The sequence below is a fragment of the Brachybacterium massiliense genome, assembly GCF_900184245.1.
Classification (GTDB): domain Bacteria; phylum Actinomycetota; class Actinomycetes; order Actinomycetales; family Dermabacteraceae; genus Brachybacterium; species Brachybacterium massiliense.
On sequence record NZ_FXXB01000008.1, the window covers coordinates 661,068 to 675,460 of the forward strand.

At 71.9% G+C, this 14,393-nt stretch carries 10 protein-coding genes and 1 tRNA gene; 3 read left to right on the forward strand and 8 right to left on the reverse strand.

Annotation, left to right across the window (positions count from 1 at the left end; translation table 11 throughout):
- Nucleotides 1-42: 42 nt before the first annotated feature.
- From rho to lysA, 5 genes are all read right to left on the reverse strand, one after another.
- Nucleotides 43-2,046 (reverse strand): transcription termination factor Rho, encoded by a 2,004-nt coding sequence (gene rho, locus BN4251_RS13020; RefSeq protein ID WP_212647615.1) that lies wholly within the window; start codon nucleotides 2,044-2,046, stop codon nucleotides 43-45.
- 329 nt (nucleotides 2,047-2,375) lie between these two features.
- Nucleotides 2,376-3,290 (reverse strand): homoserine kinase, encoded by a 915-nt coding sequence (gene thrB / locus BN4251_RS13025; RefSeq protein WP_087485496.1) that lies wholly within the window; start codon nucleotides 3,288-3,290, stop codon nucleotides 2,376-2,378.
- On the reverse strand, nucleotides 3,287-4,345 hold the full coding sequence (gene thrC, locus BN4251_RS13030) for a threonine synthase (RefSeq protein ID WP_087485497.1): 1,059 nt from the start codon (nucleotides 4,343-4,345) through the stop codon (nucleotides 3,287-3,289). Before thrC ends, thrB begins: the two co-directional genes overlap by 4 nt.
- A gap of 5 nt (nucleotides 4,346-4,350) precedes the next feature.
- Nucleotides 4,351-5,700, reverse strand: coding sequence for a homoserine dehydrogenase (locus BN4251_RS13035; protein ID WP_087485498.1), 1,350 nt, complete (start codon nucleotides 5,698-5,700; stop codon nucleotides 4,351-4,353).
- Between the two features lie 131 nt (nucleotides 5,701-5,831).
- Complete coding sequence (gene lysA / locus BN4251_RS13040) at nucleotides 5,832-7,244, reverse strand: diaminopimelate decarboxylase (protein WP_087485499.1); 1,413 nt, start codon at nucleotides 7,242-7,244, stop codon at nucleotides 5,832-5,834.
- A 329-nt stretch (nucleotides 7,245-7,573) separates the two neighbouring features.
- Here lysA and BN4251_RS13045 point away from each other — a divergent pair, with 329 nt between their 5' ends.
- On the forward strand, nucleotides 7,574-9,856 hold the full coding sequence (locus BN4251_RS13045; RefSeq protein ID WP_087485500.1) for a bifunctional alpha,alpha-trehalose-phosphate synthase (UDP-forming)/trehalose-phosphatase: 2,283 nt from the start codon (nucleotides 7,574-7,576) through the stop codon (nucleotides 9,854-9,856).
- A gap of 149 nt (nucleotides 9,857-10,005) precedes the next feature.
- Here BN4251_RS13045 and BN4251_RS13050 read toward each other — a convergent pair.
- The 3 genes from BN4251_RS13050 to BN4251_RS13060 form a co-directional block, all read right to left on the reverse strand.
- Nucleotides 10,006-10,078: transfer RNA gene (locus BN4251_RS13050), tRNA-Arg, on the reverse strand.
- Between the two features lie 81 nt (nucleotides 10,079-10,159).
- Nucleotides 10,160-11,215: a tRNA (adenosine(37)-N6)-threonylcarbamoyltransferase complex transferase subunit TsaD gene (gene tsaD / locus BN4251_RS13055; RefSeq protein ID WP_087485501.1), complete on the reverse strand. Its 1,056-nt coding sequence runs from the start codon at nucleotides 11,213-11,215 to the stop codon at nucleotides 10,160-10,162.
- Nucleotides 11,212-12,009: a M23 family metallopeptidase gene (locus BN4251_RS13060; RefSeq protein ID WP_245810351.1), complete on the reverse strand. Its 798-nt coding sequence runs from the start codon at nucleotides 12,007-12,009 to the stop codon at nucleotides 11,212-11,214. Before BN4251_RS13060 ends, tsaD begins: the two co-directional genes overlap by 4 nt.
- A 401-nt stretch (nucleotides 12,010-12,410) precedes the next feature.
- Here BN4251_RS13060 and BN4251_RS13065 point away from each other — a divergent pair, with 401 nt between their 5' ends.
- Together BN4251_RS13065 and BN4251_RS13070 are read left to right on the forward strand one after the other, a co-directional pair.
- Nucleotides 12,411-13,226, forward strand: a complete 816-nt coding sequence (locus BN4251_RS13065) for a response regulator transcription factor (RefSeq protein WP_087485502.1) — start codon at nucleotides 12,411-12,413, stop codon at nucleotides 13,224-13,226.
- Nucleotides 13,223-14,329 (forward strand): sensor histidine kinase, encoded by a 1,107-nt coding sequence (locus BN4251_RS13070; RefSeq protein WP_087485503.1) that lies wholly within the window; start codon nucleotides 13,223-13,225, stop codon nucleotides 14,327-14,329. The genes BN4251_RS13065 and BN4251_RS13070 overlap by 4 nt, the downstream gene beginning before the upstream one ends.
- Nucleotides 14,330-14,393 lie beyond the last annotated feature (64 nt).

The following is a 14,393-nucleotide window of genomic DNA, read 5'->3' on the forward strand; positions in this document are numbered from 1 at the left end:
CTCCCCGGAGGGAGGCGCCCCGATCCCGCGGCCGATGCCCGGTCAGTCCGCGGTGCGCCCGCCGACGCTCGGCGTGTTCTTCTGGACCGTCATCAGGAACTCGGTGTTCGACTGGGTCTTCTTGGTGCGCTCCATCAGCAGCTCGAGCGCCTGCTGCTGCTCGAGCGAGCCGAGCACGCGGCGGAGCTTCCACATGATGGCCAGCTCCTCCTTGCCCATCAGCGCCTCCTCACGGCGGGTGCCGGAGGCGTTGACGTCGATGGCCGGGAAGATGCGCTTGTCCGCGAGGTGACGCGAGAGGCGCAGCTCCATGTTGCCGGTGCCCTTGAACTCCTCGAAGATGACCTCGTCCATCTTCGAGCCGGTCTCCACCAGGGCCGAGGCCAGGATGGTGAGCGATCCGCCGTTCTCGATGTTGCGGGCCGCGCCGAAGAACCGCTTGGGCGGGTAGAGCGCCGAGGCGTCCACACCACCGGAGAGGATGCGCCCGGAGGCCGGGGCGGCGAGGTTGTAGGCGCGGGACAGACGGGTGAGCGAGTCCAGTAGCACCACGACGTCGCGGCCCATCTCGACCAGGCGCTTGGCGCGCTCGATCGCGAGCTCGGCCACGATCGTGTGGTCGGAGGCGGGACGGTCGAAGGTCGAGGCGATGACCTCACCCTTGACCGTGCGCTGCATGTCGGTGACCTCCTCGGGGCGCTCGTCGACGAGCACCACCATGAGGTGGACCTCAGGGTTGTTCGTGGTGATCGCGTTGGCGACCTGCTGCATCACGATCGTCTTGCCGGCCTTCGGGGGCGCGACGATCAGGCCGCGCTGGCCCTTGCCGATCGGGGAGACGAGATCGATCAGGCGCGGGGCCAGAGCGTTCGGCGCAGTCTCCAGGCGGAGCCGCTCGTCCGGGTACAGCGGGGTGAGCTTGCCGAAGTCGACGCGCTGACGGGCGCGCTCGGGAGCCATCCCATTGACGGTGTCGACCTGCACCAGCGCCGCGTACTTGCTGTGCTGGTTGCCGCCGCCCTTGCCGCGACGATTGCGACCGCCGCCTCCGCCGTGGTGCTGCTGCTCGACGTGGAGATCCTCGCCGTCGCGCGGAGCCTTGACCTGGCCGGTGATCGCATCACCCTTGCGCAGGCCGGCACGGCGCACCTGGTTCATCGTCACGTACACGTCGCTCGGGCCGGGCAGGTACCCGGTGGTGCGCACGTAGGCGTGGTTGTCGCGGATGTCGAGGATGCCGGCGATGGTCATCAGCTCATCGCCCTCACGGGCGCCGCCATCGTCCTGCTGGCCCTGGTTCCCCTGGTTGCCCTGGTTCCCCTGACCGCCCTGGTCATTCTGACCTCCGCGACCGCGACGCTTGCGGTCGCGCGAGCGGTTGCGGCTGCGGGAACGGCCCCGACGGTCGTCGTCGTTGCCGTCGCCGCCCTGGCGGTCGCCGTCCGACTCGCCGGAGCGGTCGGGCAGCTCGATGTCCTCGAGCCGACGGCGCTGGTTCCCGCCCTGCTGATCGCCGCGGCCGCCCCGGCCGCCTTCGTCCTGCTGACGGTCGTCCTGGCGACCGTCCTGACGGCGGTCGTCCTGACGCGGATCGTCCTGCTGGCCGCGTCCCTGCTGGCCACGATCCTGCTGGCCACGGTCCTGGCGTCGGTCGCCGCCCTCGCTCTGGCGCTCTCCCCCGCGCGCGGGCAGCTCGATGCCGAGCTCGGGCACGGAGTCGTCCTGCTGCGCAGCGGCCTGCTCACCGCGACGGGAGCGGGAGCGGCTGCGGGGTGCCGAGCCCTCCTGGGCCGGCTCGCTCGCACCCTGCGAGGACTGCGCGGGCTCGGTGGCCTGCGCTCGCGCCGCAGCAGCGGGCTCGGACTGCGCGGGGGCCTCGGCCGGGGCGGCAGGCGCGGCAGCGGGAGCGCCGCTGCCGCGGATGGCCTCGATCAGCTCGCTCTTGCGCAGTCGGCGCGCGCCCTTGATGCCTCGCTCCGCGGCGATGGCCTGCAGCTCCGGAAGCTTCTTCGCGGCGAGATCTGCCGCGGAGGTGGTGTCGTTCACCCGGGTTCCTTCCTGTCGAGCCGTTCTCGTCGGCTCTGTTCTGGTCTGGGTGCCGCGCAGCGATGGGAAAACTTGGTCCCCGGGTGCTGCGGCAACTGGTCCGAGCAGGGCTCTCCCCCACGATGCGAGGCATCCGCGGTCGACCTGCCGGTGTGATTCGGGGTACGTCAGCGCGGGTGCACGGGAGCGCAGTTCACGAGGTGAAGGGAGCGCGTGGACCATGCAGGGCGCTTCTCAGGGCGCACATCGGGGCGCTGGGTTCTGCGCACAGCATCCGCAGGGGATCTGCTGCAGGGTTCGGCGTCGTGCGATGTCGTCTGGACGCAGGCTCAACCTACCACAGGCGTGGAGGGGACTTCCCGCAGCGGCACCTCGGCGATCCGCCAGCTGCGGGGGTCGGCGACGAAGCGTCGCACCAGCGGCGCGAGGTCCCCGCGGCGTCCGGACAGCACCAGCACGGAGGGACCCGCCCCCGAGATCACGGCGGCGTGGCCCTCCTGACGCAGCACCCGCATCAGCTCGACGCTCTCGGGCATGCCGGGGGCGCGCTGCTCCTGGTGGAGGCGGTCCTCGGTGGCCTGCAGAAGCAGCTCGGGAGCGCTGGCGAGGGCATGGACCAGCAGCGCGGCGCGCGAGGCGTTGTGGACCGCGTCGGCGTGCGGCACCTGCTCGGGCAGCAGCCCGCGCGCCTGATGGGTGGAGAGGGTGGCACCGGGCAGGAGCACCACGGGGCGCAGGGCGCGCTCGGCATGGGCCAGCGGCACGGCATGCGCCCGCTCACCCTCCATCCAGGACAGCACCACGCCGCCTCTCAGCGCCGGGGCGGCGTTGTCGGGATGTCCCTCGAACTCGGTCGCGAGCTGGAGGACGGCATCGTCGTCCAGCGCCTCGGGATCGGAGATCATGCCGCGGGCGAGCAGCAGGCCGGCCACGGTCGCTGCGGCGCTCGAACCCAGACCCCGTCCATGGGGGATCCGGTTGTGCGCGCGCAGGCGCAGGCCCGTCTGCGGAGCCCCCGCATAGTCCAGCCCTCGGCGCAGCGCCCGCACCACCAGGTGGTCCTCGCCGTCCGGGAGATCGCCGGAGCCCTCCCCTTCGACCTCGATCTCGACGGCGCCCGTGGTCGCCTCGACGCTCAGCACGTCGCACAGGTCCAGGGCCAGACCCAGCGCATCGAATCCGGGGCCGAGGTTCGCGGAGGTCGCGGGGACCTGCACCGAGACCGTGGTGTTCTGGATCCTCACAGGCCGATGGCCTCCGCCGCGGCGGCGATGTCCACCGGCACCACGGTGGGGGTGAGATCGTGCTGGGTCATCGCGGTGTCGATGTCCTTGAGCCCGTTGCCGGTGACGGTGATCGCGATCGTCGCCCCGGCCGGCACCAGCCCGCGCTCGGACTGCTGCAGGAGGCCGGCCACGCCCGCCGCGGAGGCGGGCTCGACGAAGATGCCCACCTCGGCGGCGAGCAGCTTCTGGGCATCGAGGATCTGCTGATCGGTGACCGCGTCGATGAGACCTCCGGAGTCGTCGCGCGCGTCCACGGCGAGGTGCCAGGAGGCGGGGGCGCCGATGCGGATCGCGGTGGCGACAGTCTCGGGGTCCGAGATCGGGTGCCCTGCGACGAACGGGGCGGCGCCCGCGGCTTGGAAGCCCCACATCTGCGGGAGCGACTCGTTGACCCCGGCCTCGCGGTACTCGCGGTAGCCCATCCAGTAGGCGGAGATGTTGCCGGCGTTGCCCACGGGCAGGATGTGGATGTCCGGTGCGCGGCCCAGCGCATCGCTCACCTCGAAGGCGGCGGTCTTCTGGCCCTGCAGGCGGTAGGGATTCACGGAGTTGACCAGCTCGATCGGGTGCTCGGCATCGAGCTTGCGCGCGATCTCGAGGCAGTCGTCGAAGTTGCCATCCACCTGGATCAGCTTCGCACCGTGCACCACGGCCTGGGCGAGCTTGCCGGCGGCGATCTTGCCCTGCGGCAGCAGCACCGCGCAGGTCAGGCCCGCGGCGGTGGCGTAGGCGGCGGCCGAGGCGCTGGTGTTGCCGGTCGAGGCGCACACCACGGCGGTGGCACCGTCGTTGAGGGCCTTGGACATCGCCGAGACCATGCCGCGGTCCTTGAAGGAGCCGGTCGGGTTCATGCCCTCGACCTTGACGTGGACGTCCGCACCGACCTTCTTCGACAGCGCGGGGGCGTGCACCAGCGGGGTGCCGCCCTCTCCCAGGGTCAGCAGGGTGTCGTTCTCAGCGAACGGAAGGTGTTCTCTGTACTCGGCGAGGACGCCGCGCCACTGATGTGCCATAGGGGTCATTCTCCTTCGATGCGCAGGACGGAATCGATGCTCAGCACCGTGGCGGTGGAGGAGAACACGTCCAGCGACGCGGTCATCGCGGACTCCAGCGCACGGTGGGTGCTGATCCCGATGTGGGCACGCACCGGCGCGCCCGTCTCGGCCGATTCCTCGAGCAGTTCCTGGTGGATGGTCGAGATCGAGATCCCGTACCCCGAGAGGGTGCCGGCGATCTCGGCGAGCACGCCGGGCCGGTCCTCGACGGTCAGGGAGATGTAGAAGGCGCTGCGCAGCTCCTCGAGCGGGATCGACTCGAGCTCGGCGTAGCGGGACTCGCGCGGCCCCACTCCCCCGTGCACGCGGGTGCGGGCGGCGGAGACCACGTCGCCGAGGACGGCGGAAGCGGTGGGCGCGCCCCCGGCGCCCTGGCCGTAGAACATCAGCGACCCGGCGGCGTCCGCCTCGATGAACACGGCGTTGTACGCCTCGGAGACCGAGGCCAGGGGATGTTCCTCGGGGATCAGCGCCGGATAGACGCGAGCGGAGATGCGCTCTCCGGTCTCCTCCTCGATGCGCTCGACGATCGAGAGCAGCTTGATGGTGCGTCCCATGCGGGCGGCCGCGGAGATGTCCTGGGCGGAGACCGAGGTGATCCCCTCGCAGTGGACGTCGGTCAGGCGCACCCGGCTGTGGAAGGCGAGGGAGGCGAGGATCGAGGCCTTCGCCGCGGCGTCGTGCCCCTCGACGTCGGCCGTCGGGTCCGCCTCGGCGTAGCCGAGCTCCTGCGCGCTGGCCAGGGCGTCCTCGAAGCTCGCACCCGAGCGGGTCATCGCATCGAGGATGTAGTTGGTGGTGCCGTTGACGATGCCCAGCACGCGCTGGATCCGGTCTCCGGCGAGGGACTCGCGCACCGGTCGCACCAGCGGGATCGCGCCGGCGACCGCCGCTTCGAAGGAGAGGTCGACGCCGTGGGCGTCGGCCGCCTCGTAGAGCGCGGCGCCGTCCTGGGCGAGCAGCGCCTTGTTGGCGGTGACCACGCTGGCCCCGTGGGCCATCGCCTCCAGCAGCAGGGTGCGGGCGGGCTCGATGCCGCCCATCACCTCGATGACGAGGTCCGCCTCGCGCACCAGGCTCTCCGCGTCGCGGGTGAGGAGGTGGGCGGGGACGTGCTCGCCGCGGTCGCGCTCCGTGTCCCGCACGGCGACGCCCGTGATCTCGAGCCTGCCGCCGATGCGGTGGGCGAGCTCCTCGCCCTGCTGCGAGATCAGGCGCAGCACCTCGGTGCCGACGGTGCCGGCGCCGAGCACGGCGACGCGGAGGGAGGGGAGCTCCGGGGTGGCCGGGCTGCCGGCGGGGTGCAGTGACATCTGCGAGGTGGTCCTTCCACGGGGTCCGACGGATGGTGCGGAGTCGGGCGGAGTCGGGCCCTCGCACTGTAGCCGAGGGCGAGGGCCTCCTGTGACCCTGCGTGAACGATTGCGACGCGCGGGGCGGCGGCTCAGCCCACGTCGAGGCCGAGCAGGTCCTCCTCCGTCTCGCGACGGATCAGGGTGCGGATCTCGCCGTCCTTCACGGCGACCACCGGCGGGCGCGGCACGTGGTTGTAGTTCGAGGCCAGCGAGTAGCAGTACGCGCCGGTCACGGGCACGGAGACCAGGTCCCCGGGGCGGACGTCGCCGGGCAGGTACTCGTCCTTGACCACGATGTCGCCGCTCTCGCAGTGCTTGCCGACCACGCGCACCACCTCGGGGGCAGCCTCGGAGACCCGGCCGCTGAGCAGGCACGAGTAGTCGGCGTCGTAGAGGGCGGTGCGCACGTTGTCGCTCATCCCGCCGTCGACCGAGACGTAGAGGCGGTGGTGGGGGCCGCCCAGGCGCACGTCCTTGATGGTGCCCACGGTGTACAGCGTTTGGGTGGAGGGGCCCGCGATCGCACGGCCCGGCTCGAAGGACAGGTGCGGCACCTCGAGCTCGAGCTCGCGGCTCTGGCGCACCACGATCTCGGCGATCCCGGCGGCCAGCACCTCGGGCGTCTGCGGGGTGTGCTGGGTGTTGTACATGACGCCGAAGCCGCCGCCCAGGTCGAGCTGGTCGATGGTGTACCCGAGCTCGTCGCGCACCTGGGCGACCAGGCGCAGGATCCGCCGGGCGGCGACCTCGAAGCCGCCCGTGTCGAAGATCTGCGAGCCGATGTGGGAATGCAGCCCCACCAGGTCCAGGCGGGATGCGGAGAGGGTGCGGCGCACAGCCTCGAAGGCGTCGCCCGCGGTGAGCGAGAGCCCGAACTTCTGATCCTCGTGGGCGGTGGCGATGAACTCGTGGGTGTGCGCCTCCACCCCCGTGGTCACGCGCAGCATCACGGAGGCGCGCAGGTCGAGCTGCTGGGCGATGGCGTCGACCCGATCGATCTCGCCGAGGGAGTCGATCACGATGCGTCCCACCCCGGCTTCGAGGGCGCGGCGGATCTCGGCATCGGACTTGTTGTTGCCGTGCAGGGCGATGCGCTCGGCGGGGAACCCGGCGCGCAGCGCGACGGCGAGCTCTCCCCCGGTGCACACGTCCAGGCCCAGCCCGTCCTCCTCCACCCAGCGGGCCACGGCACCGCACAGGAACGCCTTGCCCGCGTAGTAGACGTCCGCCCCGGCGTGGTCGCGGAACGCCTCGCCGAAGGCGTCGCGGAAGGCACGGGCGCGGTGGCGGAAGTCGTCCTCGTCGAGCACGAAGGCAGGGGTGCCGACCTCCTCGGCGATGCGGCGCACGTCCACTCCGGCGACCTCGACGGCACCGTCGGCGGCGCGCGCGGTGCCGCGCGACCACAGGCCGTCGATCAACGTGTTGACGTCGGCGGGGTAGGGCAGCCAGGTGGGGGCCGCATCATTGCCGTGAAGTGCTCCGGCCTCGTGGGCGCGCATATCTGCTCCTGCTCTCGCACATCCGCTCCGGCGCAGCGGCCGGAGGGTCGCGCCGTCGGCGCACTGCGAGCGTAGGTGCCGGGCGCGGGGCGAGGCGGCGCCGTCCGCTCCGCGAACGCTCGGGCGGCGCCCTGCCGTCCACCCGGTCGAGAACCGTCCATGCAGGTCAGGTACCCAGGTCAGAGCGAGGAGGCGCAGGACGTGCGCGGGCCGGGTGACCGATCGCACTTGATAGTGTCGGAGCATCGGCGCGGGTGCCGGCGGCCGCCGCGCTCCGGCGCACGGCCCGGCCCCTCGCCCCCGATCCGATACGACGCGAAGGAGAACCGGTGCCCTCAGCATCTTCGACCCAGGACGCGCAGCGCCAGCACGAGCTGGTGGTGGTCGCCAACCGCCTACCCGTGGACTCGCGCACCCTGCCCGACGGCGCCACGGAATGGGTGACCAGCCCCGGAGGCCTGGTCACCGCGATGGAGTCCGTGATGCGCACCGTCGACTCCGGCGCCTGGGTGGGCTGGGGTGGCACGGCCGGCGAGGCGCCCGAGCCCTTCGAGGCCGACGGGATGAGCCTGTACCCGGTGCGGCTGGACCAGGAGGACGTCGAGCGCTACTACGAGGGCTTCTCCAACGCTACGCTCTGGCCCCTCTACCACGACGTGATCGTGGACCCGGAGTTCCATCGCACCTGGTGGGACAGCTATCTCTCCGCCAACCGGCGCTTCGCCGAGGCCGCCGCCCCGGTGGCCGCGCCCGGGGGGACGATCTGGGTGCACGACTACCAGCTCCAGCTGGTCCCCCAGATGATCCGCGCCAAGCGCAGCGACGTGCGGATCGGGTTCTTCAACCACATCCCGTTCCCCTCCGTCGAGCTGTTCTCGCAGCTGCCCAAGCGCAACTCGATCCTGCGCGGCCTGCTGGGCGCCGATCTGCTCGGCTTCCAGCGCGAGAGCGATTCGCTGAACTTCGTCTCGGCGGTGCGACGGCTGCTGGGCTACCACGTCGAGGGGATGACGATCTTCGTGCCCGGACTGGGCGCTTCACCGGTGCGCGAGGTCCAGGTGCAGACCTTCCCGATCTCGATCGACTCGGCGGCCGTCTCCGCGCTCACCGAGGATCCGCAGATCCGCGAGCGCGCCGCCCAGCTGCGCCGCGATCTGGGCGATCCGGCGAAGATCGTGCTGGGCGTGGACCGGCTGGACTACACCAAGGGCATCCGTCACCGCCTCAAGGCCTGGGGAGAGTTGCTGGACGACGGCCTGATCGACCCTCATGACGCCGTGATGATCCAGGTCGCCACGCCCTCGCGCGAGCGGGTCGAGGCCTATCGTCAGCTGCGGGACGAGGTGGAGCTCACCGTGGGCCGGATCAACGGCGAGCATGCGCCGATCGGCCGCCCGGCGGTGTCCTATCAGCATCATTCCTTCGACCGCCGTGACATGACCGCCATGTTCATGGCCGCGGACGTCGTGCTGGTGACCGCGCTGCGCGACGGCATGAACCTGGTGGCCAAGGAGTACGTCGCCTCCCGCCCGGACCTGCACGGCGTGCTGGTGCTCAGCGAATTCGCGGGCGCTGCGGACGAGCTGCGCGCCGCGGTGATGGTGAATCCGCACGATATCGACGAGCTGAAGGCCGCGATCCTGCGCTCGCTCGCGATGCCCGCGGAGGAGCAGGAGGAGGCGATGCGCTCGCTGCGCCACCAGGTGATGGAGCACGACGTGCAGACCTGGGCCCACAACTTCCTGCAGCAGCTCGAGGAGTCGGGCGATCCGGAACCCGCGGTCACGCCCACGATCCATCTCACCGGCGAGACGCCGAGCGAGGCCGGGGAGGTCGAGACCGCCCTCACCGCCTTCGCGGAGGTGCCGCGCCTGCTGATCGCCTCGGACTTCGACGGGGTGATCGCCCCGATCGTCTCCGATCGCGATGCGGTGCAGCCCGACGCCGCGGCGCTGACCGCGCTGCGGGAGCTCTCCGAGCTGCCCGGGGTCGCGGTCGCGCTGGTCTCGGGCCGCGCCCTCGCGGATCTGGACTCCCACACGCGGATGCCGAGCTCGGTGGTGCTGGTGGGCTCGCACGGTGCCGAGGTCGGCGCGCTCCCGCCGTGGATGCAGGCCGAGGTGCTGGACCAGTCCTCCCTCACGATGACCGAGCAGAAGGAGGAGCTGCTCGCCTCCATCACGGCGACCCTGCGCCGGATCGCGCGCGCCCATCCCGGCACGGAGGTGGAGACCAAGCCCACCGCCGCGGTGCTGCACACCCGCAACGCGAAGGGACGCGGCAGCATCAATGCCACCGAGTCCGCGCTCGAGTACGCGATGACCCTGCCCGATGTCACGGTGACCCCGGGCAAGGAGGTCGTCGAGTTCGCGGTGGTGCCCACCTCGAAGGGAGCGGCGGTGGACACGCTGGCGCGGGCGAGCGCCGCCGACGCCTGGCTCTACCTGGGCGATGACGTGACCGACGAATCCGTCTTCGCACAGCTCGGGGACCGCGACCTGGGCCTGAAGGTGGGCGGCGGCGACACCGCCGCGCGTCTGCGCATCGCGGACACCGAGGCGGTGCGCGGCGTGCTGCAGCGGCTGCTCGAGCTGCGCGGCCAGAGGCGCTGACCCTCCCTCCCCCACACTGATGCCCTGCACCGTCCGGTGCAGGGCATCGGTGCGTTCCAGGGCTCCGCGCGAGGGCAGAGGCAGAGAACGGCAGATGCAGAAATCCCCGCCCACGGACCGTGGTGGTCCAGGACGGGGATTCGGCTCGGTGCCCGCGACAGGATTCGAACCTACGACCTTCTGCTCCGGAGGCAGACGCTCTATCCACTGAGCTACGCGGGCCGACCAGGGAAGTCTAGCAACACCTCGGCGACAGGGACGACACAGCGCCCGAGCGGGCCCCTGGGTGTGAGGCGGACCTCATCACAGCAGCGGCAGCTGCGCCCCGTGGAGCACCGCGGAGGGGTCCGCGGAGATGCCGAGGCCGCTGGGCTCGGCGCCCGAGCGCACCAGCAGATCACCGACCGCGGCGATCATCGCGCCGTTGTCGGTGCACAGACGGGGCGGAGGGATCCGCAGCTCGATGCCGTGCTCGTCGCACGCCTGCTGCGCGACCGCGCGGAGCCGCGCGTTCGCGGCCACCCCACCCACGATGACCAGCGTGTCCAGCCCGCGCTCGCGCACGGCGCGCACCGACTTCCTCACCAGCACATCCACCACGGCCTGCTCGAAGGAGGCGGCGATGTCCGCGACCGGCACCGGTTCGCCCGCACGCTCGAGAGTCTCGACGGTGCGGGCCACGGCGGTCTTGAGACCGGAGAAGGAGAAGGTGTACGGCGCATCCCCCTGCCGCAGCATCGCGCGGGGGAAGGCGAAGGCGGTGGGGTCCCCGTCGACGGCGGCGCGGGAGATCACCGGGCCGCCCGGGTAGCCGAGGCCGAGCAGGCGGGCGACCTTGTCGAAGGCCTCGCCGGCGGCGTCGTCGAGGGTGTCGCCGAGGTGCTCGATCGGGTCGCGCACCAGGTCGCCGACGGCCAGGATCGAGGTGTGCCCGCCGGAGACGATCAGCACGATGCTGCGCTCGGGCAGGGGGCCGTGCTCGAGGGTGTCGGCGGCGGCGTGGCCGGCCAGGTGGTGGACGCCGTACAGCGGGGTGCCCAGCGACCAGGCGATCGACTTCGCGGCTGCGAGGCCGACGTGCACGGCGGTGGCCAGGCCGGGCCCCGAGGTCACGGCGACGTGGCTGATGTCCTCGAGCTCCACGCCTGCGTCGTCGAGCGCGATGCGCAGGGTGGGCACGACGGCCTCGAGATGGGCGCGTGCGGCGATCTCGGGAACCACGCCGCCGAAGTCCGCGTGCTGCGCGGCGCTCGAGGCGAGGCCCTGCCCCAGCAGGCGGCCTTCGGAGACGATCCCGAAGCCGGTCTCGTCGCAGGAGGACTCGACGCCGAGGACGATCGGCGCCCGGGTGGCGGTCACCGCAGGATCGTCATGGGGTTCGAGTAGTTGCCCGCTTCATCCATCTTCGCGAAGTGCAGGTGGCAGCCGGTGGAGCGGCCGGTCGAGCCGACGTAGCCGATGGTCTCGCCGGCGGAGACGGTCGCGCCGACCGAGGTGGCGAAGCCCTGCAGGTGGTAGTAGCCGGTGACGACACCGTTGCCGTGATCCACCTTCACGCGGTTGCCGGAGGCGCGGTGGTACTCGACGGCGACGACGGTGCCGCTCTGGGCAGCGGAGACGGGGGTGCCGCAGGAGGCACCGAAGTCCACCCCGTCATGGCTCTTGTAGTAGCCCAGGACCGGGTGCATGCGACCGCCGTAGCCGGAGGTCAGCGGGCCGGAGACGGGACGGACGTAGCCGGAGGATCCGACGGGCTCCGCAGCGCTGCCGGGCTCGGTGACCGGCTCGGGCTCGGGGACCGAGACCTCGATGCCGGTGCCCTCACCCTCCGCCTTGTCGGCCTTGTCGGCATTGTCGGCCTTCTTCGACCCCTCAGAGCCCTCAGCCTTCTCCGAGTCGTCGGAGGCCGGGGAGGTGCGACCCTCGCTGCGGCTGGCGTCGGTGTTCGCCTCACGGGTCTCGACCTCGTCGCCGGCCTCTGCGAGATCGGCGGTGGGGAGCGCCACGGGGGCGGTCACGGCGGCGGGCTGCTGGGCCGGAGCGGCGGGCTGGGCCTGCGCGAGCGTCTCGCCCGGCACGGCGGCCTCGTCGATCCCGGAGGCGGCCGCGGCGAGCGGCGCGGCGATCGTGGCGGTCGCGAGGACGCCCAGCACGCCGACCTTCAGGGCACCCGCAGGAACAGCGGAGTCACGATGGGTCCCCCCGACTGCACGGTGCTTGCGCACCGTGGCGCGTCCGTCGGCGCGATGATTCGCCACGTGTAGACCTCTTCCATTGCGACTGCATAGTTCACGTTGATGCATCTGTCCGATCGCGACGCCGGACAGGGGAAGTACGCGTCGCCGAACAACCTCGACCAAGCTACGCGCCACGCAGGGGGTCGGACGAGCAGGTCAACCGGGTCATTGCCAAGTTTTTGCCATCGCGTCCCAAAGGTTGCCCGATCTTGACGAGCCAGCCCGTCTCCGGGCGCGTCAGGTCACCCTCCGCGCTCCGGACACGACCTGTGGATCACACCCATGGGGAACGGAGCGGCGGCGTCTACAGTGTCCCCATGCCGACCCCGGACCAGACCGCAGCCCCCGGAACCCCGCCCGTGCGCGTGGTGGTGATCGAGGACGAGCCGACGATCACCCGCGCGATCGCCGACCGCCTCACCGCGGAGGGCTGGGAGGTCTCCACCGCTCTCGACGGCCCCTCCGGTGTGCGGATGGTGAGCGAGGTGCGCCCCGACGTGGTGGTGCTGGACGTGATGCTCCCCGGCTTCGACGGCCTCGAGGTGTGCCGCCGGATCCAGGCCGACGAGCCGGTCCCGGTGCTCATGCTGACCGCCCGCGACGACGAGACCGACATGTTGGTGGGCCTCGGGGTGGGCGCGGACGACTACATGACCAAGCCCTTCTCGATGCGTGAGCTGGTGGCGCGGCTGAAAGCGCTGCTGCGGCGGGTGCGCCGCACCGGCCCGGCCGCCCCGACGGAGGCCGAGAAGCAGGAGGCCCTGCAGTTCGGCGACCTGCTCATCGACCGGGCCGGCCGCCGCGTGATGCGGGCGGGCGTCCCGGCGCATCTCACTCCCACCGAGTTCGATCTGCTGCTGTGCCTGGCCGGAGCGCCCGGCACGGTGCTCACGCGTGAGCAGCTGCTCGCGGATGTCTGGGACTGGGTGGATGCGACCGGCACCCGCACCGTCGACTCCCACGTCAAGGCCCTGCGCCGCAAGCTCGGCGCCGATCTGGTGCGCACCGTCCACGGCGTCGGCTATGCGCTCGAGATCCCCGAGGAGCCCGAGGAGGGCGAGGCGTCACCCCGCAGCGCCCCGTCGGACATCTCCTCGATGCCCACCCCGAACCTGCCCACGCAGGACTCGTGAGCACAGCGCCCGAGGATTCCCCCGGCGCCCCGCGGCGGGTGCCCGAGCGGCTCGACGTGCGCCCGCTGGACCGGTTCCGCTCCTTCAAGGTCAAGCTGGGGATCCTGGTCGCGGCGAGCGTGGCCGTGGCGGCGCTGCTCACGCAGGTGAGCATCCGGGCCGGCATCGCGCCGCTGCTCGCGCTGCCGCTGGTGGTGATCGCGGCGCTGGTGTTCACGCAGCTGCTCGCCCGGGGCATGACCTCGCCCCTGCGGGAGATGACCGGGGCGGCGCAGGCGATGGCCCGCGGCGACTACAGCCGACCGGTGCGCGCCAGCAGCCGCGACGAGGTGGGCCAGCTCGCCGACGCCTTCTCGACCATGGCCTCCGAGCTCGAGCAGACCGACCGGATGCGCCGCGACCTGGTCGCGAACGTGTCCCATGAGCTGCGCACCCCCGTCGCGGGGCTGCGCGCCCAGCTCGAGAACCTCGTGGACGGGGTCACCGAGCCCGATCCGGCCGCCCTCGAGGTGGCGCTGAACGAGACCGAGCGCCTCTCCCAGCTGGTGGACCACCTTCTGGACCTCTCCCGGCTCGATGCGGGCGTGGTCGACCTCGACATCGAGGAGGTCGAGCTGACGCCGTTCCTGCACGAGGTCTCGGACGCCGCCGCGCTCGCCACCGGCGGGCGTCAGGTGCGCTGGATCATCGAGGTGGACCCGCCGGACCTCTCGGTCCCCGCCGATGCGGCGCGCCTGCACCAGGTCATCTACAACCTGCTCGAGAACGCGGCCCGCCACTCCCCCGTCGGTGGCAGGATCCACCTCTCGGCCGCACCGCTGCCGGAGGTGGACGGCGTGCGCATCGACGTGCACGACGAGGGCCCGGGCATCGCGCGCGAGGACCGCGCCCGCGTGTTCGAGCGATTCCAGCGCGGCGGCTACGCGGACTCCTCCGGCGGCACCGGCCTGGGGCTGGCGATCGCGCGCTGGGCGGTGGGCCTGCACGGCGGGACGATCGAGGTGCTCGACGACCCGCGCAGCCATCACGCCCAGGAGGGTCGCTCCTCGCTGATCCGGGTGGTGCTGCCGCTGCGCTCGCAGCCGGCGCGAGGGACGGCGTGAGATCGGGCACGCCGCCGCCCTGCGACCTCCCCCGTCGGCGCCGACGGCGCACGATGCGCCCCTC